General features: G+C 69.8%; 24 protein-coding genes. 6 read left to right on the top strand and 18 right to left on the bottom strand.

The window, feature by feature from the left end; all coding sequences use genetic code 11:
* Window positions 1-24 precede the first annotated feature (24 nt).
* The 4 genes from COA07_RS13775 to COA07_RS13760 form a co-directional block, all read right to left on the bottom strand.
* Window positions 25-627, bottom strand: coding sequence for a DUF1989 domain-containing protein (locus tag COA07_RS13775; protein ID WP_066711830.1), 603 nt, complete (start codon window positions 625-627; stop codon window positions 25-27).
* A complete protein-coding gene (gene gntA / locus COA07_RS13770; RefSeq protein WP_066711831.1) occupies window positions 624-1334 on the bottom strand; it encodes a guanitoxin biosynthesis heme-dependent pre-guanitoxin N-hydroxylase GntA in 711 nt (236 codons plus the stop codon). Before gntA ends, COA07_RS13775 begins: the two co-directional genes overlap by 4 nt.
* 333 nt (window positions 1335-1667) lie before the next feature.
* Complete coding sequence (gene dnaN, locus COA07_RS13765; RefSeq protein WP_066711832.1) at window positions 1668-2771, bottom strand: DNA polymerase III subunit beta; 1104 nt, start codon at window positions 2769-2771, stop codon at window positions 1668-1670.
* A 166-nt stretch (window positions 2772-2937) separates the two neighbouring features.
* The gene (locus COA07_RS13760; protein WP_066711833.1) at window positions 2938-3552 is read right to left on the bottom strand and encodes an outer membrane protein; all 615 of its coding nucleotides are present in this window, start codon (window positions 3550-3552) and stop codon (window positions 2938-2940) included.
* 132 nt (window positions 3553-3684) lie between these two features.
* Here COA07_RS13760 and COA07_RS13755 point away from each other — a divergent pair, with 132 nt between their 5' ends.
* From COA07_RS13755 to rlmN, 3 genes are all read left to right on the top strand, one after another.
* On the top strand, window positions 3685-4317 hold the full coding sequence (locus COA07_RS13755) for a histidine phosphatase family protein (protein WP_066711834.1): 633 nt from the start codon (window positions 3685-3687) through the stop codon (window positions 4315-4317).
* Between the two features lie 7 nt (window positions 4318-4324).
* The gene (locus COA07_RS13750; protein WP_096641232.1) at window positions 4325-4795 is read left to right on the top strand and encodes an invasion associated locus B family protein; all 471 of its coding nucleotides are present in this window, start codon (window positions 4325-4327) and stop codon (window positions 4793-4795) included.
* Window positions 4796-4861: 66 nt separating this feature from the next.
* Window positions 4862-6046 (top strand): dual-specificity RNA methyltransferase RlmN, encoded by a 1185-nt coding sequence (rlmN, locus tag COA07_RS13745; protein WP_096641260.1) that lies wholly within the window; start codon window positions 4862-4864, stop codon window positions 6044-6046.
* A gap of 18 nt (window positions 6047-6064) precedes the next feature.
* On the opposite strand, the gene COA07_RS13740 is transcribed toward rlmN, so the two are convergent.
* The gene (locus COA07_RS13740) at window positions 6065-7318 is read right to left on the bottom strand and encodes a methyl-accepting chemotaxis protein (protein ID WP_169924241.1); all 1254 of its coding nucleotides are present in this window, start codon (window positions 7316-7318) and stop codon (window positions 6065-6067) included.
* A 271-nt stretch (window positions 7319-7589) separates the two neighbouring features.
* Here COA07_RS13740 and COA07_RS13735 point away from each other — a divergent pair, with 271 nt between their 5' ends.
* Window positions 7590-8348 (top strand): sulfite exporter TauE/SafE family protein, encoded by a 759-nt coding sequence (locus tag COA07_RS13735; RefSeq protein ID WP_245842160.1) that lies wholly within the window; start codon window positions 7590-7592, stop codon window positions 8346-8348.
* Window positions 8349-8366: 18 nt separating this feature from the next.
* Here the strand turns inward: COA07_RS13735 and COA07_RS13730 are convergent, their stop codons facing one another.
* Entirely contained in the window at window positions 8367-8984 is a 618-nt protein-coding gene (locus COA07_RS13730; RefSeq protein ID WP_066712449.1) for a flavin reductase family protein, read from the bottom strand.
* Between the two features lie 26 nt (window positions 8985-9010).
* Between COA07_RS13730 and COA07_RS13725 the strand changes: the two genes are divergently transcribed.
* Together COA07_RS13725 and COA07_RS13720 are read left to right on the top strand one after the other, a co-directional pair.
* The gene (locus COA07_RS13725; RefSeq protein WP_066712451.1) at window positions 9011-9703 is read left to right on the top strand and encodes a cytochrome b/b6 domain-containing protein; all 693 of its coding nucleotides are present in this window, start codon (window positions 9011-9013) and stop codon (window positions 9701-9703) included.
* Window positions 9700-10455: a molybdopterin-dependent oxidoreductase gene (locus tag COA07_RS13720; RefSeq protein ID WP_066712454.1), complete on the top strand. Its 756-nt coding sequence runs from the start codon at window positions 9700-9702 to the stop codon at window positions 10453-10455. Before COA07_RS13725 ends, COA07_RS13720 begins: the two co-directional genes overlap by 4 nt.
* Window positions 10456-10913: 458 nt before the next feature.
* Here COA07_RS13720 and COA07_RS13715 read toward each other — a convergent pair whose 3' ends face one another.
* The 12 genes from COA07_RS13715 to ctaD form a co-directional block, all read right to left on the bottom strand.
* Entirely contained in the window at window positions 10914-11513 is a 600-nt protein-coding gene (locus COA07_RS13715) for an SURF1 family cytochrome oxidase biogenesis protein (RefSeq protein WP_066712460.1), read from the bottom strand.
* Window positions 11510-11938, bottom strand: coding sequence for a DUF983 domain-containing protein (locus COA07_RS13710; RefSeq protein ID WP_096641228.1), 429 nt, complete (start codon window positions 11936-11938; stop codon window positions 11510-11512). Before COA07_RS13710 ends, COA07_RS13715 begins: the two co-directional genes overlap by 4 nt.
* 4 nt (window positions 11939-11942) lie before the next feature.
* The gene (locus COA07_RS13705) at window positions 11943-12854 is read right to left on the bottom strand and encodes a cytochrome c oxidase subunit 3 (protein WP_066712204.1); all 912 of its coding nucleotides are present in this window, start codon (window positions 12852-12854) and stop codon (window positions 11943-11945) included.
* A 38-nt stretch (window positions 12855-12892) separates the two neighbouring features.
* Window positions 12893-13453, bottom strand: coding sequence for a cytochrome c oxidase assembly protein (locus COA07_RS13700; protein WP_066712202.1), 561 nt, complete (start codon window positions 13451-13453; stop codon window positions 12893-12895).
* Complete coding sequence (locus COA07_RS18350) at window positions 13453-13590, bottom strand: hypothetical protein (RefSeq protein WP_169803565.1); 138 nt, start codon at window positions 13588-13590, stop codon at window positions 13453-13455. The genes COA07_RS13700 and COA07_RS18350 overlap by 1 nt, the downstream gene beginning before the upstream one ends.
* Window positions 13587-14486 carry a heme o synthase gene (locus COA07_RS13695; protein ID WP_066712208.1) on the bottom strand — a complete coding sequence of 300 codons (900 nt, stop codon included), beginning with the start codon at window positions 14484-14486 and terminating at the stop codon, window positions 13587-13589. The genes COA07_RS18350 and COA07_RS13695 overlap by 4 nt, the downstream gene beginning before the upstream one ends.
* A 47-nt stretch (window positions 14487-14533) precedes the next feature.
* Window positions 14534-15913, bottom strand: a complete 1380-nt coding sequence (locus COA07_RS13690; RefSeq protein ID WP_066712200.1) for a DUF1501 domain-containing protein — start codon at window positions 15911-15913, stop codon at window positions 14534-14536.
* 13 nt (window positions 15914-15926) lie between these two features.
* Window positions 15927-17648: a DUF1800 domain-containing protein gene (locus COA07_RS13685; protein WP_096641226.1), complete on the bottom strand. Its 1722-nt coding sequence runs from the start codon at window positions 17646-17648 to the stop codon at window positions 15927-15929.
* 142 nt (window positions 17649-17790) lie between these two features.
* Window positions 17791-18759, bottom strand: coding sequence for an alpha/beta fold hydrolase (locus COA07_RS13680; protein ID WP_066713879.1), 969 nt, complete (start codon window positions 18757-18759; stop codon window positions 17791-17793).
* Window positions 18759-19520, bottom strand: coding sequence for a GNAT family N-acetyltransferase (locus tag COA07_RS13675; RefSeq protein WP_096641224.1), 762 nt, complete (start codon window positions 19518-19520; stop codon window positions 18759-18761). Before COA07_RS13675 ends, COA07_RS13680 begins: the two co-directional genes overlap by 1 nt.
* A 56-nt stretch (window positions 19521-19576) precedes the next feature.
* A complete protein-coding gene (locus COA07_RS13670; RefSeq protein WP_083957015.1) occupies window positions 19577-20113 on the bottom strand; it encodes a L,D-transpeptidase family protein in 537 nt (178 codons plus the stop codon).
* Window positions 20114-20471: 358 nt separating this feature from the next.
* The gene (gene ctaD / locus COA07_RS13665; RefSeq protein ID WP_066712968.1) at window positions 20472-22139 is read right to left on the bottom strand and encodes a cytochrome c oxidase subunit I; all 1668 of its coding nucleotides are present in this window, start codon (window positions 22137-22139) and stop codon (window positions 20472-20474) included.

Genomic DNA, 22139 nt, shown 5'->3' with positions numbered 1-22139 from the left:
GGCGCCCGGTCATGACGGGCCGGGTCACGACGGGTCGTCGATCCGATAGTGGATCGGCTTGAAACTGCCGCCGTTCGATGCCGGTGCGGAACAGGCGGTCAGCCCGATCACCAGGTCCATCCGCGCGCGCAGCACGATCCGGTCCCCCGCGACGCTGGTGGGGGGCAGCACCTCCAGCCGCCCGGTCGTGCCATCGACCGGCACATTCATGAAACAGTTGAACGCGACCGGGATCGCATCCTCCTCCACCCCGAACGGCGCCAGCGCCTCCGCCAGATTGCCGAAACAGCCGCGATGCGGCGGCAGGTCGGGGTAGAAATGGTGGAAGGTGTCGTAAGAGCAAGGCGTCAGCAGGAAGTCGTGCCGGCCGACGCTGTCCTCGACAATCTCCAGCATCGGCCTTGAGCGGTTGGAATACAGCAGGTGCCCGGTCGTCAGCCGGATCGTTTCGGCATAATCTAGCGTGCGGCCGGACGAGATCACCTCGCGCACGTCCGCCGCGTTATAGGCGAGCAGGTCGGCGACCTGCCGCCCCTCCGGGTCGATGACGGTCAGCAATTGCCCGGCGGCCAGCCGGAAGCCGGCCCCCCTGCGCGGCGGGATGACCTGCGTGCCCGCGGCGCTCATGCCGCTTCCCCGCCGCCATATTGGAACGGGCAGCGCCATTGCGGATCGACCGCGCGGCCGCTGTATTGGCGCGCCTCGCTCATCTCGCCATGGCGGGCGAGCATCGGGTTGCGCGAACCGGCGATCGCCTCGTCACGGACCATGATCGCCTCGCGCATCGTTTCGTAGCGGCCGTCGGCGCGCAGCGTCTCGAACTGGTCGTGGAGGTTGAACACCAGGGTCGGCCGCGCGAAGCGCCGCGCCGGGCGCGACGCGGCGGGGTGCAGCCCGACGACGAAGAACGCCTCCCCGCCGAAGCTGAGCGAGAAATGCGGATCGTCCGGATCGGCGCTGACGCGCGCGTCATAGGACTGGCCGCGCCACACGTCCTTGTCCGACAGCGACTGCAGGCGCTGCCACAGCGCCGCCTCGAACGCGTTCTCATCCAGCGCGTCCGGCCCGTCGAACACCACCGCGAAGCTGCGGAACAGCCCGGGCTGCGCGCGATAATCGGCGGCGAAGCGCATCAGCGCGTCATGGATGCGCAGGTCGTCCCACGCGCTGTCGATGCGCGTGCACGCCAGCACCATCAACGTCCCGCGCGCCAGCGCCGCCTTGGCCCCGACACACGGGAAGTCGCGCGCCGCGACGTGTTGCTGGAGGAGCGATTCCAGCGCGGATTGCGCATCATGGACCCAGGGAAACAGCGGCGTGGCGGGAATGGTCATAGGGCCGGGGATACGGACCGCGCGGGTGGTTCGTTCCGGGAAATCAGGCTGATGCCGATCAACCGGGGGTGTCGTGCGCCGCCGGGGGTCCGGTGGTGGCCCCCGCCTCTTCTACCCGTCGCGCCAGCGAAGGCAGGACCTTTGGCAAAACTCACGCCGTCATGCCGGACCTGTTACGGCATCCACGTTTCCGCACACAGGCAAGCGCCTGATTTCGCGGCACGGTGGATGCCGGAACAAGTCCGGCATGACGGAGGCGAGCTTCGCAGACGTCCCGGCCCGATCAGCGGCCACGGCGTGGGAGTGGTCGTCGTCCGCCCCCCCGGCCGGGTGTCAGACGCGCATCGGCATCAGGACGTAGAGCGCGGGGCTCTTGTCGTTCTCGCGGATCAGCGTCGGGGCGGCGGCGTCGGCGAGGTGGACCTCGACGATATCGGTGTCGATCTGCCCCAGGATGTCGAGCAGGTAGCGGCTGTTGAAGCCGATCTCGAACGGCAGCGACACATATTCGCCGGGCACTTCCTCCGCCGCGGTGCCGTTTTCCGGGCTGGTCACCGACAGCGTGATCTTGTCGCGGTCCAGCGCCATCTTGACCGCGCGGGTCTTCTCGGTGGCGATGGTGGAGACGCGGTCGACGCCCTCCATGAAGCTCTTGGGATCGAGCTTCAGGATCTTGTCGTTGGCGGTCGGGATGACGCGGCTGTAATCGGGGAAGGTGCCGTCGATCAGCTTCGACGTCAGGATCGCCTGCCCCAGGTCGAAGCGGATCTTGGTGCCCGACAGCGACACGCCGACCGAACCGTCGACCTCGTCGAGCAGCTTGCGCAGTTCGGCGATGCATTTGCGCGGCACGATCACGTCGGGCATCCCCTCGGCGCCCTGCGGCTGGTCGACGGTGACGCGCGCCAGCCGGTGGCCGTCGGTCGCCGCCGCCTTCAGCACGCCCTCCGCGGTGTGAAGGAAGATGCCGTTGAGGTAATAGCGCGTCTCCTCGGTGGAGATGGCGAAGCGCGTCTTGTCGATGATCTGCCTGAGCGTTTCGACCGGCAGTTCGAACTGGTGCGGCAATTCGCCCTCGGCGATCACCGGGAAATCGTCACGCGGCAGCGTGCCGAGCGAGAAGCGCGCGCGCCCCGCCACGATCGTCATCCGCCCCTCGGCCGCGGTGATCGACACCTGCGCGCCCTCCGGCAGCTTGCGCGCGATGTCGAACAACGTGTGCGCCGACACGGTGGTGGCGCCCGGCTGATCCACGGCGGCGGCGACCGATTCGTTGATCTGCAGATCGAGGTCGGTCGCCATCAGCCGCAACTGCCCCTCGGCGGTCGCTTCCAGCAGCACGTTCGACAGGATCGGAATGGTGTTGCGCCGCTCCACCACCGACTGGACGTGGCTCAGCCCCTTCAGCAGCGTCGCGCGTTCGATCGTCGCCTTCATCTCAACTCATCCCCCGGCCCGCAGGTCTACACATCGCACCAGGGGCAATTGGCCGACTTTTCCTAGCCAAAGATGAAGGGCCGGAGCAAGCGCCCCGACCCTCCATAACGGTCCCAAGCCGGTGGTACGGCCGATTTCCTGTGGAAAACCGGCCGCACGATGCGCATCAGAAGCGGATGCCGATGCCCGCCATCAGCTGATGCCGGTCGAGGTCGATGTCGACGTTGTCGACATTGCCATAGTGCGAATAGCGGTATTCGCCCTTGATGAACGACGTCGGCGACAGCTTGTACTCAAGGCCCGCACCGACGCGGAACCCGTCGAGGTTCACCTTGTCGATCGTCTCGGTCGCGCCGGTCGCGCCGGTGGTGTAGCGGCTTTCCACGCGCGCGTTGGTGTAGCCGCCCTTGGCATAGACCATCGCCTGCGGCGAGATCACCGCGCCGATGCGCCCGCCCAGATAGAAGTCGCGCCCCGCCTCGACCGAGAAACGGTCGCCCGCGGCCAGCGCGTTGTAGCTGCGCGTGCTGGTGGTGGCGTCGGTCACTTCCCCTTCCAGGCCGAACACGGTGTTGCCGCGCTGGATATCGTAGCCGACGAGCCCGCCGTAGGTGAAGCCGCTGGTCCCTTCCGACGAACCGTCGCCGCCGTCCTGGACGTTGTCATAGCCGGCCAGCGCCTCGACACGGCCACCCGCGAACGGGCCGTCCTGCGCCATCGCGGGGGCCGCCAGCATCGCGCCGAACGCGGCCGCGGCGGTGGCCATTGCAAGCTTACGCATGTCTCACTCCAGTTACCCACCCCAGAACGCGGGGCGTGGCGTTCAATTAGCGGATCGCGCCGACGTTGCATGAACCCTGCCTAAACAGGAAAAATCGTTGCTTTTCGGCAACAGCAAGGGGACAGGGACGGGATGACCGCTACCCGCCACGGACGTGACTTCATCGCCCGCCACGGCGAAACCGTCTTCAACGCCGCGCGCCGGTTGCAGGGCGAGGCGCCGCACACCCCGCTGACCCGCGCCGGCTTCGCCCAGGCCGAGGAGATGGGCCGCGCGTTGCGCGCCGCGCTGGGGGAAAGGCCCGCGCTGACGCTGTGGGCCAGCCCCACCGGCCGCGCGTTGCAGACGCTGGCGATCGTCGCCGAGCATCTGGGGCTGGACTGGCACGACGTCCGCACCGACGAACGCCTGACCGAGATCGGCATGGGATCGTGGGGCGGGCGCTATTACGCGGACGTGGTGGCGGACGTCGGGCCGGTGATCCTGCCCGGCGGGCTGCTGAAATGCGCGCCGGACGGGGAGCGATACGAGCAGATCGCCGCGCGCGTCTCCGGCTGGCTGGCCGATACCGATGCGGACCCAGGCGACCGGCTGGTCATCATGCACGGTATTTCCAGCCGCGTGCTGAGGGGTGTGATGACCGGCGCGCCGGTCGATCCGTGCGGTGCGCCGGTGCTGCCGGGCCATCCGCAGGGCACCGTGACGATGATCGAGCGCGGGCGCGAACAGGTGGTGCACCTGGGCACGGGGCACGCGCCGGCGTGACGCGCCGGTGATCTGGGCGCTGGCGCTGGCGCTGGCGGGCGAGCGCGTCGCGCTGGGCGTGTGGGAACGCTGGGCGGCGATTCGGGATGCCGGGAACGGGGCGGGGCCGCGCTGCTTCGCGATCGCGCAGCCGGTGCTGGCGGGCGGCGACAGCGACCGGCGCGGCGCCTTCGCCAGCGTCGCCGCGCGGCAGGGGCCGGCGCGCGCGCCGGCGGTCTTCTATCGCCTGTCGCGCGCGCGCGGTGCGGGCGCGGCGATCACGCTGACCGTGGGGGAGCGGCGCTTCGCGCTGGTCGGCGACCGAACGACCGCGCGCGCAGCGGACGCCGCCACCGACCGCGCGATCCTGAACGCGATGCGCAGCGCGCACGCGATGACGCTGGCGACGCTGGACGCGGACGGGCGGACGATCGCGGATTCCTATCCGCTGGCCGGCGCCGCCACCGCGATCGACGCGGCACAGCTGGGCTGCCGGTAGCGGATACTGGAAAAACGCGCGCGATCCGGCTATATCGCCGCGATGCTGACAGAGCCGGCCGCCGCCATGCCCATTCCGGGGCACATCGATCCCGTGCCCGTGCCGCGCGCGCCGACGATGCGCGAGGATGGCCGCACCGACCTGATCGGCCTGTCCAAGGAGCAGCTGCGCGAGACGCTGGCCGCGGCGGGGATGGACGCGCGGCAGGCCAAGCTGCGCGCCAAGCAGATCTGGCACTGGATCTACAACCGCGGCGCGACCGATTTCGCCGCGATGACCGATATCGCCAAGGCGCAGCACCCGTGGCTGACCGAGCGGTTCGTGATCGGCCGCCCCGACGTGGTGGAGGCACAGGTGTCGACCGACGGCACGCGCAAGTGGCTGCTGCGTTCCCCCGACGGGCAGGATTACGAGATGGTGTTCATCCCCGATGCCGATCGGGGGACGCTGTGCGTGTCGAGCCAGGTCGGCTGCACGCTCAACTGCCGGTTCTGCCATACCGGCACGATGCGGCTGGTGCGCAACCTGACCGCGGGCGAGATCGTCGGGCAGGTGATGCTGGCGCGCGATTCGCTGGGCGAATGGCCCAGCCAGCCCGAGGGGCGGATGCTGACCAACATCGTGATGATGGGGATGGGCGAGCCGCTGTACAATTTCGATGCGGTGCGCGACGCGCTGAAGCTGGTGATGGACGGCGACGGGCTGGCGCTGTCGAAGCGGCGGATCACGCTGTCGACGTCGGGCGTGGTGCCGATGATGGCGCGCGCGGGCGCGGAGATCGGCGTCAACCTGGCGGTGTCGCTCCACGCCGTGACCAAGGACGTGCGCGACGAGATCGTGCCGCTGAACCGCAAATACGGCATCGAGGAACTGTTGCAGGCATGCGCCGACTATCCCGGTGCCAACAATGCCCGGCGCATCACGTTCGAATATGTGATGCTGAAGGACAAGAACGATTCGGACGCCGAGGCGCACGAGCTGGTTCGCCTGCTGCGCCAGTACAAACTGCCGGCCAAGGTCAACCTGATCCCGTTCAACCCGTGGCCGGGCGCGCCGTACGAAACCTCCACCCCCGAACGGGTGCGGCGGTTCAGCGAGATCGTGTTCGAGGGCGGCATTTCCGCCCCGGTACGCACCCCGCGCGGGCGCGACATCGACGCGGCGTGCGGCCAGCTGAAGACCGCGGCGGAGAAGAAGAGCCGCGCCGAGCTGGACCGGCTGGCGGCGGAAAAGCAGGCCGCGCTCGGCTGATCCCGGCCGCGGCGCGGATCAGCCCGCGTCGTGATGCGCGGCCAGGTGCATCGACCAGAAGCGGTCGGCGCCGTCGACCAGCTGCGATACCTGCCGTTCGGCGGCATCGACCTGTCGGGTGACGTCGCGGAAGGCCGCGTCCAGCCGCCGGTGCGCGTCCTCCAGCGCATGGGCGTGGCGCACCGCCAGGTCGCCGTTCCCGGCGATCTCGCGCGCGGCGCGCGCCACCGCGGCGACCTCGACCCGTTCCGCCTGCATCGTCGCGCGCACCGACGCGGCGCGGCCATGCACGTCGTCCAGCCGCCCGCGGATCACCGCATGGGCGCCGACCACGTCGTCCACGCCGTCACGGATGCCGTCGACATGATCGGCGATCCCGCCCGTTGCGCGGCCGATCTGGTCGGTCAGCAGCCTGGCCTCCTGCGCCACGACGCGAAAGCCCTGCCCGGCATCGCCGGCGCGCGCCGCCTCGATCGTCGCGTTGAGCGCCAGCAGCCGGCTTTGCGCCGCCAGCGCACCGATCTGGTCGAGCACCGGGCCGATCGCGCGCGCGTGATCGGCCAGCTTCGCGATCGCGGTGCTGCTGTGCCCGGCCGCCACGCGCGCCTGCTCCGCGATGCCGGCGGCATCGTCGATCGCATCGGCGGTCGCGCCGATCGTGTCGTTCAGCCGCGCTGCGGCGTCCGCCGCCGCGGCCATGCCGGTCGACGCCTCCGCCGACAGGCCGGCGATGTCGCCGACCCGCGCGGCGACGATGGCGGTCGCCGCCGCGGCATCGTCGCCGCGCGCGCGGATCGCGGCGGCGACGCGTGCGACGCCCGCCACCGTCTCACCCACGTCGTCGCGGAACTGCCGCGCGGCATCCTTGCGCGCCCGCGCCAGCGTCGCGCGCTGTTCCTGCTGGGTGATGTCGTCGAAGGTCAGCACCGCGCCGCGCGCGCGATAGGGGCGATAGGCGATGCGCAGCACCGTGCCGTCGTCGTAATGATGATCGAGCTGGCGGTCGGTGCCCTCCCGCTTCCAGCTGCGGTGGTTGTCGAGCACCCGCGCGACGCGCGCCGCGTCCCAGCCGACGCTGGCGCCGACATGGCCCAGCAGCTGCGCCAGCGTCGTCCCGGCCGCGATCGTCCCCGGCGCCAGCGCGAACAGCCGGTGCATCCGGTCGTTGACCAGCAGCACCGTCTCGTCCTCCCCCAGCACGACGATGCCGTTGGTCATGTGGGCGAGCGCGACCGACAACAGATCACCCCGGTCCTCGGCCTGGTCGCTCACGGGCATTCCTTCCTGGCGGCCAATGCCGAAAGCTTCGCCTTACGAACCGGCCGCGCGGCTGACAACGATGCCCGCGCAAGACGTTGACGAAGCGGGCGCAAGCGCGCACGGATCGCCGGCTTCACCTGTCGCAACGACGAAAGGACCGGCCGTGACCGCTATCGTTGGCCCGTTCCCCCGCCGGTCGTGGCGGACGGCGATGTCGATCGACGGCGCGGTCGGCATCTTCTGACGAACGCGAACGGATGATGGCGCACGCGGGGCGCGGCGCGTGATCGACGCGGGCGCGATGCTGATGATCTTCGCCGCGGGCACGCTGGGCGGGGCGATGAACGCGCTGGCGGGCGGCGGCACGTTCGCGACGCTGCCCGCGCTGATCGCGATCGGGCTGCCGGCCAATATCGCCAATGCGACGTCGAACGTCGCGCTGCTGCCCGGCGCGGCGGCGAGCGCGCATGGCTATCGCGACGAACTGGCGCCGCTGGGCGGGGTCGACTGGCGCGTGCTGGCGGCGGTCACCTTCGTCGCGGGGCTGGCGGGCAGCATCCTGCTGGTGCTGACCCCGACGCGCGCGTTCGACCTCATCATCCCGTGGCTGCTGCTGGTGGCGCTGGCGGCGATGCTGGGGGGCAAGCGCGCGGCGGACTGGCTGGCGGCGCGCGTCACGATCGGGCCGCGCACGCTGCTGGCGGTACAGGCGCTGCTCGGCGTCTATGGCGGCTATTTCGGCGGGGGCGTGGGCTTGATGATGACCGCGCTGTACGGGCTGCTCGCCGGGATCGGCGTGCGCGCGATGTTCGCGCCGCGCACGATGATGCTGGCGGTGGCCAACAGCGCCGCCGCGCTGGTGTTCGTGGCGACCGGCATGGTGCGCTGGCCCGCGGCGCTGCCGATGATCGCCGGCGCGATCCTGGGCGGCTGGGGCGGCGCGCTGGTCGGGCGCGCGCTGCCCCCGCTGCTGGTGCGGTGGTGGACGCTGGCGGTGACGGGCGCGACGACCGCGGTGTTCTTCGCCCGCGCCTATGGCTGACGTCGGCCGGCGGGGCGGTCAGCCGGGGCGGTGCATCCGGAACAGCCCGGCGTCCAGCGCCTCGAAATAATCGGCCGGGCCGCCGCCGCGCAGGATCGGGCGGGCGCGCGCGGTCTGGTAGACGCCGTCCGTAATCAGCGCGCGGTCGATGTGGATCGCGATCGCTTCGCCGAACACCATCCAGTACGGCATGTCGCTGCCGTCGCGCGCGGTCAGCTGCACGATCTGCGTCACCGCGCATTCGAACTGCACCGGGCTGCCCGCGACGCGCGGCGCGGCGACACGGCGCGAGGGCAGCGCCGCCAGCCCCGCCAGCGTGAATTCGTCCTCTCCCGGCGGCACCATCGCGCTGGTGGCGTTCATCGCCTCCGCCTGGTCGCGGGTCGCCAGGTTCCACACGAATTCGCCCGTGGCGCGCGCATTGGCGAGCGTATCCTTCGCCCCGGCCGAACAGAAGCCGACGATCGGCGGGCGATAGGCGAACAGGTTGAAGAAGCTGTACGGCGCCAGATTGCGCACGCCGGTGTCGGACAGCGTGCTGATCCAGCCGATCGGGCGCGGCGCGACGATCGCGTTGAGCGGATCGTGCGCCAGGCCGTGGCCCGCCGCCGGCTCGTAGAAATGCCATTCGGTCATCGCGCGCCTTCTGCTAGAACCACGCCATGGCCGCAACCGTCATCCGCCGCCACCGCCTCGCGACCCGGATATGGCACGCGATCAATGCGGTGTGCATCATCGTCCTGATCGGATCGGGACTGGGCATTTCGAACGCCCATCCGCGGCTCTACTGGGGCGCGTATGGCGCGAATTTCGACCATGCCTGGGCGCAATTGCCGCGCTTTCCGGCGTGGCTGACGATCCCGGCGAACTACAATCTGGCAATCTCGCGCCGCTGGCACCTGTTCATGGCGCTGATCCTCGCCTTCTCGCTGCTGGCGTACATGGTCGTCAGCCTGGTCAACCGGCATATCCAGCGCGACCTGAGCATCCGCCGCGCGGACCTGTCGCGCGCGCATCTGGCGGCGGACGTGCGCGCGCATTTGGCGCTGCGGTTCCACGATCCCGAAGCGCCGGGGGCGTACAACATCCTGCAGAAGCTGAGCTACGTGGCGGTGATCTTCGTCCTGCTGCCGCTGGTGATCGCGACGGGCCTTGCGCTGTCGCCGGGGATGAACGCGGCGTGGCCGTGGCTGCTCGACGTGCTGGGCGGACGGCAGTCGGCACGATCGCTGCACTTCATCGCCATGGTGGCGATCGCGGCGTTCCTGGTGGTGCATCTGGTGCTGGTGATCCTGGCGGGCGTGGGCAACGAACTGCGCTCGATCGTCACCGGCCGCTGGCAGGTGCCGGAATGAGCGCGTCGCTCCTCCGCCGCCGCACGCTGATCGCGGGGGGCGCCGGGCTCGCGTTGGCGGGATGCGACCGCGTGATCCGCCAGCCGACGGTGCGCGAGATCGTGTTCCGCGGCGAGGACATGCACCGCGGGTTGCAGCGCGCGCTGTCGAACCGCGACGCGCTGGCGCCCGAATTCCGCCCCGACCAGATGTCGCCGCGGTTCCGCACCAACGGGACGCGCGATCCGGGCACCGCCGACTATGCCGCGCTGCGCGCCGGACGCTTCGCCGACTGGCGGCTGACGGTCGACGGGCTGGTGACGCGCCCGCTGTCGCTGTCGCTGGCGGATATCGGCGCCTTCCCGCAGCGCGCGCAGATCACCCGCCACGATTGCGTGGAGGGGTGGAGCGCGATCGGCAAGTGGCAGGGGCCGCAACTGGGCGCGGTGCTGCGCGCGGCGGGGCTGCGCGACGGCGCGCGCTACATCGTATTCCGCTGCGCCGACCTGTACGGCGGCGCGCCCTATTACGAATCGATCGACCTGGTCGACGCCTTCCATCCGCAGACGATCCTGGCCTGGGCGATGAACGACCGGTTCCTGGACGTCGGCCACGGCGCGCCGCTGCGGCTGCGGGTGGAGCGGCAATTGGGGTACAAGCACGCCAAATACCTGATGCGCGCCACCGCGGTCGCCTCGCTCGACGGGATCGGCAAGGGGCGCGGGGGCTATTGGGAAGATAACGTCGATTACGACTGGTGGGCGGGAATCTGACGCACCGGGGCGGGGCGAAGAAGGTTGTTCACGCGGAGGCGCGGAGGGGGTGTGGCGCCGTGGTCCGCGCAGCGGCCTCATCATCGCGCGTCGGCCGCCTGGTATCGGCCTGAGTGCACGAATCTGGCGCGCCTGCGCGGCGGCGGGAAGATGGTTCACGCGAAGCCGCGAAGACGCGAAGGGGTTGCGACCCGTGGCCCGCGTAGCGGACTCATCATCGCTCGTTGACAGGCAAGGACGCTTCGCGTCGGCGAAACCTCTTCGCGGCTTCGCGGCTTCGCGTGAACCTTCCTTCTACCGTTCGAACCGGTATCGCCTGTTCGACGACGGAAGAGCGCGACGATGTCAGGCCTTATGGCAAGCGTCGTGGGCCATTGACTGGCCGGTGGAGAGAGACGCTTCGCGTCGGCGCCAGCGCTCCGCGTCTCCGCGCCTCCGCGTGCCCCCCTCTCGGCGCGTTATCGCGCGCGGCGGCGCAGTGCGATGGCGTAGATGATCGCGGCGATGCCGGCGAACAGGAACCATTGCACCGCATAGGCCAGATGGTTGTTGGGCACCGCCGCGACGTTGGGCGGGGTGTTGGCGGTCAGCCCGGCGGCGGGGGTGTCGGCGATCAGCAGCATGTCCTGCGGCCGGCGATCGAACAGTGTCGCGATCAGCGGGCGCGAATCGGGCGCGTGGCCGATCCAGCCGGATACCTTCCCGCCGCGCCAGTCGACCTTGCCCAGCGGATCGCGCGTCGTGCCCAGCTGCACCTGGAACCCCGGCCCCTCCGCCCCCGTGCGGCAGGTGGCGATCAACCGGTAGCCCGCCGACCCCGCACCGGCGCGCCGGATGTCGACCGGTTCGAGGCAGAAGGCGCTGGTGCGCCGGAACAGCAGACTGTCGTCGGGAAAGCGCGGGAAGGCGACCGCGGGCAGCGACGGGTTCTTCGCCAGCCGCGCGATATGCGCTTCCTTGGCGGGCAGCCGGTCGAGCAGCTGCCACAGGCCCAGCGCGATCATCGCCGCCACGGCCATCCCGACGACCAGCGTCGGGATCAGCGGAATACGCCTCACGGGGTGATCTTCCCCTCGCGCGCGGCATTGCGGAACTCCGCCGCCAGCAGCCAGCCCTTGGCGACGCGCAGCGAATAGACGACCCCGGCGGCGGTCACCGGCACCCACACCAGCGCATGGACCCACCACGGCGGCCCGACCGACAGTTCCAGCCAGATCGCCAGCGCGGTGACGATCGCCCCCCAGATCAGCGTCAGGAACGCCGCCGGCCCGTCACCGACGTTGAAATCGCCGATGCGCAGCCCGCACGCGCCGCATGTCGGGGAAAAGCGAACGGCGCCGGCGAACAGGGTCGCGGCGCCGCAGCGCGGGCACAGGCCCTTCAGCCCGCATTCCAGCGGGGCGGGAAGCGCCGCCGGCGCGGGGCCGGCAGCGCCGGCGGGGGCCGCCGGATCGCCGCCCCCGGCCGATGGGCCGCCGGTCATCGCGTCAGCCGCCGTGGACCGGCGCGCCCCAGCCGCCCCAGACGTAGATGGTGACGAACAGGAACAGCCACACCACGTCGACGAAATGCCAGTACCAGGCGGCGGCTTCGAACCCGAAATGCTGCTTCGGGGTGAATTCGCCCTGATAGGCGCGGATCAGGTTGACGATCAGGAAGATCGTGCCGACCAGCACGTGGAAGCCGTGGAAGCCCGTCGCCATGAAGAACGCCGCGCCATAGTTGATGCCCTTGAACGGGAACGGCGCGTGCATGTATTCATAGGCCTGGATCGTGCTGAAGATCAGGCCCAGCGCGACCGTCAGCCACAGCCCCTTGAGCACGCCGTCGCGGTCGCCCACGCCCAGCAGGCCCCAGAAGCCGCGCTTCTCGCCACCGCGCTGGTTGTGGATCAGCGCATGGTGCGCCCAGGTGATGGTGGTGCCCGAGGTCAGCAGGATCAGCGTGTTGAGCAGCGGCAGCTCGAACGCGTTGATGACGGTCAGCCCCTTGGGCGGCCATTGCGCGGCGATCGCGGCGGCCCCCTCGGCCGCGCGTTCCACCTGGCCGTCGACGAACTGCATCGCGGTGGGGAACAACGCGAAATCGAAGAACGCCCAGAACCAGCCGACGAAGAACATCACTTCCGAGGCGATGAACAGGATCATGCCGTAGCGGAAATGCAGCTGGACCACCGGCGTATGATCGCCGGCATGCGCCTCGCGGATCACCTGGTGCCACCAGCCGTACATGCAGAACAGCACGAAGGCGAGGCCGATCAGGAAGACCCAGCCGCCGCCGACCGCGGAATGCATGTACATGATGCCGCCCGTCGCCAGCACCAGCGCGGCCAGCGAGCTGAGCAGCGGCCACGGGCTGGGTGGCAGGATGTGGTAATCGTGGTTCTTCGCGCCAGCCATGCGTGGCTCTCCCCGTTTATACGCCTATCGGCCCCGCTCTAGCTTGCCGTTTTCGCAGAATCCACCGGGTAAAAGGTGTAGCTGAGCGTGATCGTCTCGACATCGCGGGTATCGGGATCGGTCAGGATCTTCGGATCGACGAAGAAGATCACCGGCATCCGCTGCGTCTCGCCCGGTTTCAGCGTCTGCTGCGTGAAGCAGAAACACTGGATCTTGGTGAAATATTTTCCCGCGATCGCGGGGGTGACGTTGTAGGTGGCGGTGCCGGTGACCGCTTGCGCGCCGCGGTTGGTGGCGGTGAAGAACGCCATGTCGCGCGCGCCGATCTCGACCGTTTCCTGCTCCTGTTCGGGCACGAAGCGCCACGGCAGCTTGGGGCTGGTATTGGCGTCGAACGCGATCGTGATCGGGCGGTGGACGCTGCCGGGCGCGGCGAGTGCGCGGTTGGTGGTGCCGTTCAGCCCGGTCGCCTCGCAGAATAGGCGGTAGAGCGGCACGCTGGCGAAGGCGAGGCCGGTCATGAAGCAGATGCCCAGCACCGCCAGTACGACGGTGCGCGTGGTGCGCGCCTTCACGCCCGGGGCGCCTTCACCGCGCATCAGTGCGCCATGCCCTGGCGGATCTTGGCGATGGTGATGAAGAAGATCAGCACCACGAACGCGCCCAGCAGCAGCGCCAGTACGATCGCGCGGCCCTTCTGCCGGCGGCGGATCAGGTCGTCGTCGTCAGGAATCATGCCACCCACCGGTCGGCGACCAGCGCGCCGAAGATCACGAACAGATACAGGATCGAGAAAGCGAACAGCCGCTTTTCCCACGCCATCGGGCGCCCCGCGCGAGTCGCCCCGGCGGTGACCAGCGCCGCCAGCACGCCGAACGCGGCGGTCATCGCCACCGCGACGACGCCGTACACCGCGCCCGCCAGCCCCAGCGGCCACGGCGCGATCGCCACCGCCGCCATGGGAATGGTATAAAGGCCGATCTGCCGCCGCGTCGCCGCCTCGCCCGCCACCACCGGCAGCATCGGCACGCCGGCATTGGCGTAATCGGTCTTCACGAACAGCGCGAGCGCCCAGAAATGCGGCGGCGTCCACAGGAAGACGAGCGCGAACAGCAGGAACGGCAGCAGCGCGACCTGCCCGGTCGCCGCGGCCCAGCCGATCAGCGGCGGAAAGGCGCCCGCCGCGCCGCCGATGACGATGTTCTGCGGCGTCCGCCGTTTCAGCCAGACGGTGTAGATGAGGACGTAGAACAGGATCGAGACGGTCAGGATCGCCGCCGCCGCCAGGTTCACCGCCAGCCCCATCAGGATCACCGAAAAGGCGCCCAGCCCGACCCCGAAATGCAGCGCCGACTGCCGCTCCATCCGCCCGGCGGGCAGCGGGCGCTGCGCGGTGCGCTTCATCACCGCGTCCAGATCGGCTTCATACCATTGGTTGAGCGCCCCCGCCGCGCCGGCGCCCAGCGCGATGCACAGGATCGCGGTGAAGCCCAGCACAGGATCGACCGCGACCGGCGCGGCGAGCATCCCGCACAGCCCGGTGAAGACGACCAGCGTCATCACCCGCGGCTTGGTCAGCGCCAGGAAATCGCGCCAGTCGGCCGGCGGCAGGAGGGGGGCAGCGGTGCTCATGACGGTCACCACCCTCCCCTACCGTGCGGCGGGGCGCGAGGAAAGCCTTACAGAAAGCCGAGATTCCAGGTCGAGGCGTCGTAGTTGCCGATGTTCGGCAGCACGGTGCGCAGGTCGGAGGCGGAGACGCCGAACCACGTCGCCATCGTCGCGGCATATTGATCGACCGAGGTGGTGGGGATCAGCCGCCCCTGTCCGACGTCGTCGTTGGTGTTGGCGCCGACATCGGGCGCGCGGCCGTACAGCCTGCGCCCCTTCACCGCGCCGCCCATCACGAAATGCATCCCGCCCCAGCCATGGTCCGATCCGTCGCCGTTGCTGGTCAGCGTGCGGCCGAAGTCGGAGGCGGTGAAGCTGGTCACCTTGTCCGCCACGCCCATCGCGACGGTGGTGTCATAGAAGGCGCGCATCGCCGCGGCGACGCGGCCCATCAGCACCGGATGCTGGGTCACCAGGTTGTCGTGCAGGTCGAACCCGCCCATGCCGACGAAGAACACCTGCCGCGACAGCCCCAGTTCGCTCGACACCGAGATCATCCGCGCCACCATGCGCAGCTGGTCGGCCAGCGAATTGCCGCTGGGGAACAGCGGGAAGTTGCCCGCCGGCGCGCCGGCCAGCGCGGCCGAGACCTGCGCATAGGTATCCAGCGCGCGCTTGCTGACGCGGGCGTGTTCGTTGGCGAGCAGCGCGGCATTGCTCTTCGTCATCAGTTCGCGCAGCGTCGCCGCCGCGGTGCTGGACCCGTACATCGTCTTGCTGTTGCCCAGCAGCGCGACCGGGCCGCCGGTACCGACCGCATATTGCACCGCCTGGCGCCCGGTCAGGTAGACCGCGTTGCCGGTGGTGTTGATGCACGTCAGCGCCGACCCGCCGTTGCCGGCCTGCATCAGATCGCCGATCCGCCCGCCCCAGCCGCTCTGCGCGCCCTCCGGGCTGGATGCCTGGAAATAGCTGCTCTGGTCGTTGTGGCTGAACAGCTTGGGCGGGACCGGCGCGGAGCGCGCGTTATACTGTGCCTTGGTGATCGGCTGTACCAGCGTGCCGACGTTCATCACCGGCGCGACCGCGCCCCTGGCGAACAGATCGGCGAGCGGCGCCAGCGACGGCGCCATCGCATATTGCCGCCCGCCGGCCAGCGCGACGTCTGGCACCAGCGCCGACAGCGTGTCGCGCGACAGCGCCAGCGCGGCGCGCGTCTGCGCATAGGCGGCATAGCTGCCCTGGTCATAGGGGATCAGCGTGTTGCCGTAATCGTTGCCGCCGTGCAGGAACACGCAGACCAGCGCCTTGTACCCCGATCCGGTCGCGGCCGCCGCCTCGCCGATCGCGCCCAGCGTGTTGACGAACGGGGCGGCGGTGCCCGCCATCCCCAGCAGCGCGGCGCGGCGCAGGAAGGCGCGGCGCGATTCGTCGTGATGGATGTGCATCGTCGCGGCCCTTTTAGCGAAGCGTCAGATAATCGGGGGAGGCGAGCGTCAGCATGATCGCGATGCCGACGCGGTTGATCGCGGCGTTGGTGGCGGTGGTGGCGACGCTATCGACCGCGGCGCGGATCGACGCGACCGTCGCGCTGGACAGCTGGCCCGCGGCGAGCAGCACGTTCACCTCGTCCACCAGCGCGGCGCTGTCGCCCGCCTTGGTCAGGATCGCGGTATAATCCGCCTTCACGTCGCCGATGCCGTTGGCGACCAGCGAGTACATGAAGTTGACGTAGCCGACGACGCTCTGTTCGTTGGTGATCTGGAATTCGGGCGCGACCAGCCCGGCGCCGGCCAGCGCGGTGGCGGGCGGGATGTAGCCGGGGCGGTAGAAGTTGAACACCGACGGCGCGCGGCCGATCCCCTGCCCCAGCCGCGACGTCCCCGACGTGGTATCGCCGATCGCCCAGGCGTTCGACGGGGAGGTGGCGCCGAACGCGCGCGCCCAGCCGGTCAGCCGCTCCACCGGGGTGCGCAGCCGCCCGGCCTCCGCCTTCGTCAGCGCCGCGCTGCCGCGCGCCTCGCTGTCGAGCAGCACCGCGCGCACCACCGCCGCCAGATCGCCGCGCACCTGCTTGCCGTTGTCGGCGAACACCGCCGCGACGCGCGCGACATAGGCGGGGCTGGGATTGCTGGTGACCAGCCGCTGGATCAGCAGCTTGCCGATGAACGGCGGCACGTTGGGATGCGCGAAGATCGTGTCGAGCGCGGCGTTGACCGCCCCCATGCCGTCCGCGCCGTTGATCGACGCGCCCAGCACGGTCGAGGTGCCGGTTTCATGCAGCGACGCGGTCATCACCAGCGGCAGGCGCATCCGGTCGGGGGTGGAATTGTCGCTGTTGGCCAGTTGCAGCCCGGTGAACACGCGCGCCAGCTGCGTCACGTCGGCCTGGGTATAGGTGTCGATCGGCGCACCGTTCGACGTCTGCTGCGTGCCGTCGCTGTTCAGCCGGTACAGCCCCAGCGTGAAGAGCTGCATCAGTTCGCGCGCGTAATTTTCGTCCGGCATCGCGCCGGTGCGCGTGTCCGCCTTCCGGTTGTTGAGGAAGGTGAGGTAATAGGCCATCGCCGCGCTGGTCGTCACCGCGCCCAGCAGCGTGCGGTAATTGCCGAACGCATTGTCGGCCAGCACGTCCATATAGGCGGCCATCAGGAACGGGCGCCATTGCGCGTTCAGCCCGTCGATCCCGACCACCAGGATGTCGAGCAGCGCGGTCACCACCCGCTGGCGCAGCTGGTCGGGCGCGCCGATCAGCTGGCTCCACACCATCGCGTCGAAGCCGGCGTAACTGTTGATGTTCGCCGCGGCGTTATAACCGCCCGCGACCAGCCAGTCCCAATAGCTGATCGGGCGCGCCATCGCGATCTGATCGTCGATCCAGCCGGCGTATCCGCGCGAGACGACCTTGTCGATCTCCGCGCGGGTCGCCCCCATCGACGCCTGCGCCAGGAAGCGGCTGGCCTCCGCCGCGGTCGGCGGGGCGGGCGGCGCGACGACGACCGGGGCCGGGGTGGACGAGCCGGCCGGCGTGGCGGGCGCGGCGGCCTGTTCCGAACCGCAGGCGGCCAGGAACAGCGCCGATGCCAGCGCGCCGTTGCGGCCCCATGCCGCATCGCCCGCCCCGTCGCGCGTCGTGACGCCGCGCGCGTCCGCCGGCGCCGCGCCTTCCCTGTCGATCATCATGCCCTACCCCGCGCGCGGACCACCCCCCTGGGTGCCGCGCCGGGACGACATGTACCGCGCGCATCCTTTACGAATCGGAAAGCGCGTTCTTCAATCTGGGCAATCCGGCTTGATTACCAATGGCTTTACCGCATTCTAGCCGTCACGGGCGCACCCGCGCCAGCCAGTCGAGCAGCAGGCGGTTGACCTCCTGCGGCCGCTCCTGCTGCGTCCAGTGGCCGCATCCCTCCAGCACGTGCCCCTCCACCTTCGGCACGTGCGGGCGCATCGCCGCGATCGGATCGGCCAGCGCGCCGAACAGGTTGGTCGCGGGATCCTTGGTCCCGCCGATGAACAGCGCGGGCTGTTCGATCCGTCGGACCTTGAACGGCTGCGCCCAGGCCCAGTCGCGTTCGTGGTTGCGATAGCGGTTGAGCGGGCCACGCAGCCCCGATGCCTCGAACTCCGCGACATAGTAATCGAGGTCGGCGTCGCTCAGCCAGGCGGGGAAGACCGGCGGGTCGACCATCCCGTCCAGCAGGGTCGCGCCCGCGGGCTTTTCCGGCCAGGTGCCCGGCGGGGCGTCGCCCGAAATGGCGTAGTAGAAGCTGCGCAGGAAGCGGCGCACGTCCGCCTCCGCCTCCGCCTCGGCGGGTCCGGGTTCCTGGAACCATTCCTGGTAGAAGAACTGCCCCTTGTCGGTGAAGGCGGCGCGGAACGATTCGGTAAACGGGCGCGATGGCACGCCGACGAACGGCACCGACAGCGCCGCCACCGCCGAGAAGCGATCGGGACGCGACAGCGCGCTGTTCCACACGATCGGCGCGCCCCAGTCGTGCCCCAAAAGAATCGCGGGCGCGCCCGGTTGCAGCGCATCGGCCACCCCGGCGACGTCGGCGGTGATCGCCTCCAGCGTATAATCCTCGATCGCCGGGGGCTTGTCCGACCCGCCATAGCCGCGCACGTCGATCGCCGCGGCGGTGAAGCCGGCCGCCGCCACCGGGCCGATCTGGTGCCGCCACGAATACCAGCTTTCGGGAAAGCCGTGGACCATGATGACCAGCGGCCCCTCGCCCTCCACCGCGACGCGCAGGCGCAGCGTGCCGGTGTCGACCATCCGCAATGCGGGCATCATCCTCTCCTTCGATAGTTGTAATCGTAGAGGTGACAGGTGAAGCCCAGCCGGCGGTAGAGCGCAAGCGCGGCGGCATTGTCCGACGCCACCTGGAGCGCGACATGCCCCGCGCCGGCGGCGATCGCGCGATCGACCAGCGCGGCGACGCACGCCCCCGCCAGCCCGCGCCCGCGCCACGCCGGGTCGGTCGCCACCGCCTCGACGATCGCGATGCCGTCGGTCAGCGCGGCGAAGGCGACCGCGCGGGGCGTGCCGTCGACCGCGGCGGCGGCGAACCAGGCGGGCGCGCGCAGGCGGGACAGCGGGTCGAGATGGTCGTCGGCCCCCGCCCCCGCCGCCAGCGACAGGTGCCGGCGCGCCGCGCGCCATGCCGGGGTGGGCGCGGGATCGACCGCGATCCGCACGCCGGCGGGCACCGGCGCGGCCGTCGCGGTACCGGGCACCAGCGCGAGGGTGGTCGACGCGCCCTCCGCCGCGGCGAACCCGGCCGCATCGAGCACGCTGGCGGGCGGCGCGATCAGCGTCGGGAGCCGGACGATCGCGGGCAGCGCGGCGTCGCGATAGGCGGCAAGGATCGCCGCCAGCGCGGTCGCGTCCAGCGTCGCCGCGGGCGACAGCGGCGAGGCGGAATTGATCCGCCGCGTGCCCCCGCCCGACCGCGCCACCGCCCAGCCGTGGCGCGCGTCCACGGTCCGCGCGGGCCAGGCCGCGGCGCAGGCGCGCTCGACCCGCCAGCACAGCGTCGCCTGATCGTCCATCACGCGATCGTGGCGCGCAGGCGCGCGATCGGCAAGCCGCAGGGGGGCGGCGGGCGTCAGGGGTAGGCGGCGGGCAGCCAGTTGCGCGTGACGATCACCTGGTCGCCGACCTTCGCATGCGCGTACAGGATGCGCGCGAACGCGGTGGGCACGCCGATGCAGCCGTGGGTGACCCAATCCTCCTCCACCGCGCTGCCGTGGATCGCCACCCCGCCCCAAGTCAGCCGCAGCATGTACGGCATCGGCGCGCCGCCATAGGTGCTGGAATAATGATCGGCATGTTTCTGCAGGATCGGGAAGCGGCCGGTCGGCGTCGGCTGCTCCGGCGGGCCGATGACGATGTACGACCGGCCGATCTCCACCCCGGCGCGATAGACGTAGAGCCGCCGCTTCGCGAGATCGACGACGATCCGCGTCGGGCCGGCGGGCACCTCGTCGGTATCCCACACGTAATCGCCGGGGCCGAGCGGCTGTCCGACGTCCAGCACGGTGTGGACATCGGGCGCCGGCTCGACCCGGCGCGGTGCAGCCAGCCCCGCGGCGGGGGCGAGCAGCAGGATGACGGCGAACAGGCAGCGGAGCGCGCGGGACATGGCGTCCATGCTGGGAGCGCCGGGGCGCGGTTTCCAGCGCCCGATTCGGGACGTCCCGTTACGGGACGGGCGGCGGGGTGGGTCACGCGACGCCGCGACGCCGCGACGGTGGAAAGAAGGGGGGGGGCGCGCAGAGACGCGAAGACGCAGAGATGTCTCATGTTCCCCCCGCGAAGCGGCCCGTCACCAATGGTGCTTTGGCGAGGTGACCCTTCGAGTCGGAAGCGCCCCTCTGCGTCTCCGCGTCCCTGCGCGAGTCGCACGTCTTTATGCACTGTGACGTGATGCGCCGGCTGCTCGACCAGGCCCGTAAAGAAAAAGGCCCGGAAGCGGGTGCTTCCGGGCCTTGGCTTTCCGATCAGTCGATCTTGGGCAGGGTTTCAAACTGGTGGAACGGCGGCGGGCTGGACAGCGTCCATTCCAGCGTCGTCGCACCGTCGCCCCAGGGATTGTCGGGGGCCTTCTTGCCCGCGATCAGCGACCAGATCACGTTGACGAAGAAGATCGCCATGCCCGCGGCCATGATCATGTAGCCGATCGTCGCGACGTTGTTCCAGTGCGCGAAGGCGTCCGGATAGTCCGGGTAGCGGCGCGGCATGCCCTGCAGCCCCAGGAAGTGCATCGGGAAGAACAGCAGGTTCACGCCGACGAAGAACACCCAGAAGTGCAGCTGGCCGAGCAGCTCCGAATACATCCGCCCCGACATCTTCGGGAACCAGTAATAGAAGCCCGCGAACAGCGAGAACACCGCACCCAGCGACAGCACGTAGTGAAAGTGCGCCACCACGTAATAGGTGTCCTGCATATAGTCGTCGACGCCGCCGTTGGCGAGGACGACGCCGGTCACGCCGCCGACGGTGAACATGAAGATGAAGCCGATCGCCCAGACCATCGGGGTCGGGAAGCGCAGCGAACCGCCCCACATCGTCGCGATCCACGAGAAGATCTTGATGCCGGTCGGCACCGCGATCACCATCGTCGCGGCGGTGAAGTACATCTTCACGTTCACGCTCATGCCGGTCGTGAACATGTGGTGCGCCCACACGACGAAGCCGACGACGCCGATCGCGACCATGGCATAGGCCATGCCGAGATAGCCGAACACCGGCTTGCGGCTGAACGTCGCCACGATGTGGCTGATGATGCCGAAGCCCGGCAGGATCATGATGTACACTTCGGGGTGGCCGAAGAACCAGAACAGATGCTGGTACAGCACCGGATCGCCGCCGCCGGCGGGATCGTAGAAGGTGGTGCCGAAGTTGCGGTCGGTCAGCAGCATCGTGATCGCCGCGGCCAGCACCGGCAGCGCCAGCAGCAGCAGGAACGCGGTGACCAGCACGGCCCAGGCGAACAGCGGCATCTTGTGCAGCGTCATGCCCGGCGCACGCATGTTGAAGATGGTGGTGATGAAGTTGATCGCGCCCAGGATCGAGCTGACGCCCGCCAGGTGGAGCGAGAGGATCGCCATGTCGACCGACGGTCCCGGCTCGCCATAGGTGGAGAGAGGCGCGTAGACGGTCCAGCCGGTGCCCGCGCCGCCGAAGAACGGCGAGGCCAGCAGCAGCGTGAAGGCGGGGACCAGCAGCCAGAAGCTGATGTTGTTCATCCGCGGGAACGCCATGTCCGGCGCGCCGATCATGATCGGCACGAACCAGTTGCCGAACCCGCCGATCATCGCCGGCATCACCATGAAGAACACCATGATGAGGCCGTGCGCGGTGACCAGGACGTTCCACAGGTGCAGCGCCTGGTCGAACGACTGTTCGGTGCCGCCGTGCAGCATCGCGGCCCATTGCGGCAGGTATTGGATGCCCGGGTGCATCAGCTCGGCGCGCATCAGGCCCGAGATCGCACCGCCGATGATCCCCGCGACGATCGCGAAGATCAGGTACAGCGTGCCGATGTCCTTGTGGTTGGTGGACATGAACCAGCGCGCGAAGAAGCCGGGCTTGTGGTCGGCATCGGCGTCATGGTGGCCATGGTCGTGCGCCTGGAAGGCGGACGGGTGGAGCGCGGTGTCGGTCAT

This window comes from Sphingomonas adhaesiva (assembly GCF_002374855.1).
GTDB lineage: Bacteria > Pseudomonadota > Alphaproteobacteria > Sphingomonadales > Sphingomonadaceae > Sphingomonas > Sphingomonas adhaesiva.
Note: the sequence above shows the minus strand (reverse complement) of the source record. Positions and strands in the feature narration are given on the sequence as shown.

Excerpts from the sequence above, each read along its gene's own strand:
- COA07_RS13775 (WP_066711830.1), bottom strand. The coding sequence starts at position 627 with ATGAGCGCCGCGGGCACGCAGGTCATCCCGCCGCGCAGGGGGGCCGGC.
- gntA (WP_066711831.1), bottom strand. The coding sequence starts at position 1,334 with ATGACCATTCCCGCCACGCCGCTGTTTCCCTGGGTCCATGATGCGCAA.
- dnaN (WP_066711832.1), bottom strand. The coding sequence starts at position 2,771 with ATGAAGGCGACGATCGAACGCGCGACGCTGCTGAAGGGGCTGAGCCAC.
- COA07_RS13760 (WP_066711833.1), bottom strand. The coding sequence starts at position 3,552 with ATGCGTAAGCTTGCAATGGCCACCGCCGCGGCCGCGTTCGGCGCGATG.
- COA07_RS13755 (WP_066711834.1), top strand. The coding sequence starts at position 3,685 with ATGACCGCTACCCGCCACGGACGTGACTTCATCGCCCGCCACGGCGAA.
- rlmN (WP_096641260.1), top strand. The coding sequence starts at position 4,862 with ATGCCCATTCCGGGGCACATCGATCCCGTGCCCGTGCCGCGCGCGCCG.
- COA07_RS13730 (WP_066712449.1), bottom strand. The coding sequence starts at position 8,984 with ATGACCGAATGGCATTTCTACGAGCCGGCGGCGGGCCACGGCCTGGCG.
- COA07_RS13725 (WP_066712451.1), top strand. The coding sequence starts at position 9,011 with ATGGCCGCAACCGTCATCCGCCGCCACCGCCTCGCGACCCGGATATGG.
- COA07_RS13720 (WP_066712454.1), top strand. The coding sequence starts at position 9,700 with ATGAGCGCGTCGCTCCTCCGCCGCCGCACGCTGATCGCGGGGGGCGCC.
- COA07_RS13710 (WP_096641228.1), bottom strand. The coding sequence starts at position 11,938 with ATGACCGGCGGCCCATCGGCCGGGGGCGGCGATCCGGCGGCCCCCGCC.
- COA07_RS13705 (WP_066712204.1), bottom strand. The coding sequence starts at position 12,854 with ATGGCTGGCGCGAAGAACCACGATTACCACATCCTGCCACCCAGCCCG.
- COA07_RS13700 (WP_066712202.1), bottom strand. The coding sequence starts at position 13,453 with ATGCGCGGTGAAGGCGCCCCGGGCGTGAAGGCGCGCACCACGCGCACC.
- COA07_RS18350 (WP_169803565.1), bottom strand. The coding sequence starts at position 13,590 with ATGATTCCTGACGACGACGACCTGATCCGCCGCCGGCAGAAGGGCCGC.
- COA07_RS13695 (WP_066712208.1), bottom strand. The coding sequence starts at position 14,486 with ATGAGCACCGCTGCCCCCCTCCTGCCGCCGGCCGACTGGCGCGATTTC.
- COA07_RS13690 (WP_066712200.1), bottom strand. The coding sequence starts at position 15,913 with ATGCACATCCATCACGACGAATCGCGCCGCGCCTTCCTGCGCCGCGCC.
- COA07_RS13685 (WP_096641226.1), bottom strand. The coding sequence starts at position 17,648 with ATGATGATCGACAGGGAAGGCGCGGCGCCGGCGGACGCGCGCGGCGTC.
- COA07_RS13680 (WP_066713879.1), bottom strand. The coding sequence starts at position 18,759 with ATGCCCGCATTGCGGATGGTCGACACCGGCACGCTGCGCCTGCGCGTC.
- COA07_RS13675 (WP_096641224.1), bottom strand. The coding sequence starts at position 19,520 with ATGGACGATCAGGCGACGCTGTGCTGGCGGGTCGAGCGCGCCTGCGCC.
- COA07_RS13670 (WP_083957015.1), bottom strand. The coding sequence starts at position 20,113 with ATGTCCCGCGCGCTCCGCTGCCTGTTCGCCGTCATCCTGCTGCTCGCC.
- ctaD (WP_066712968.1), bottom strand. The coding sequence starts at position 22,139 with ATGACCGACACCGCGCTCCACCCGTCCGCCTTCCAGGCGCACGACCAT.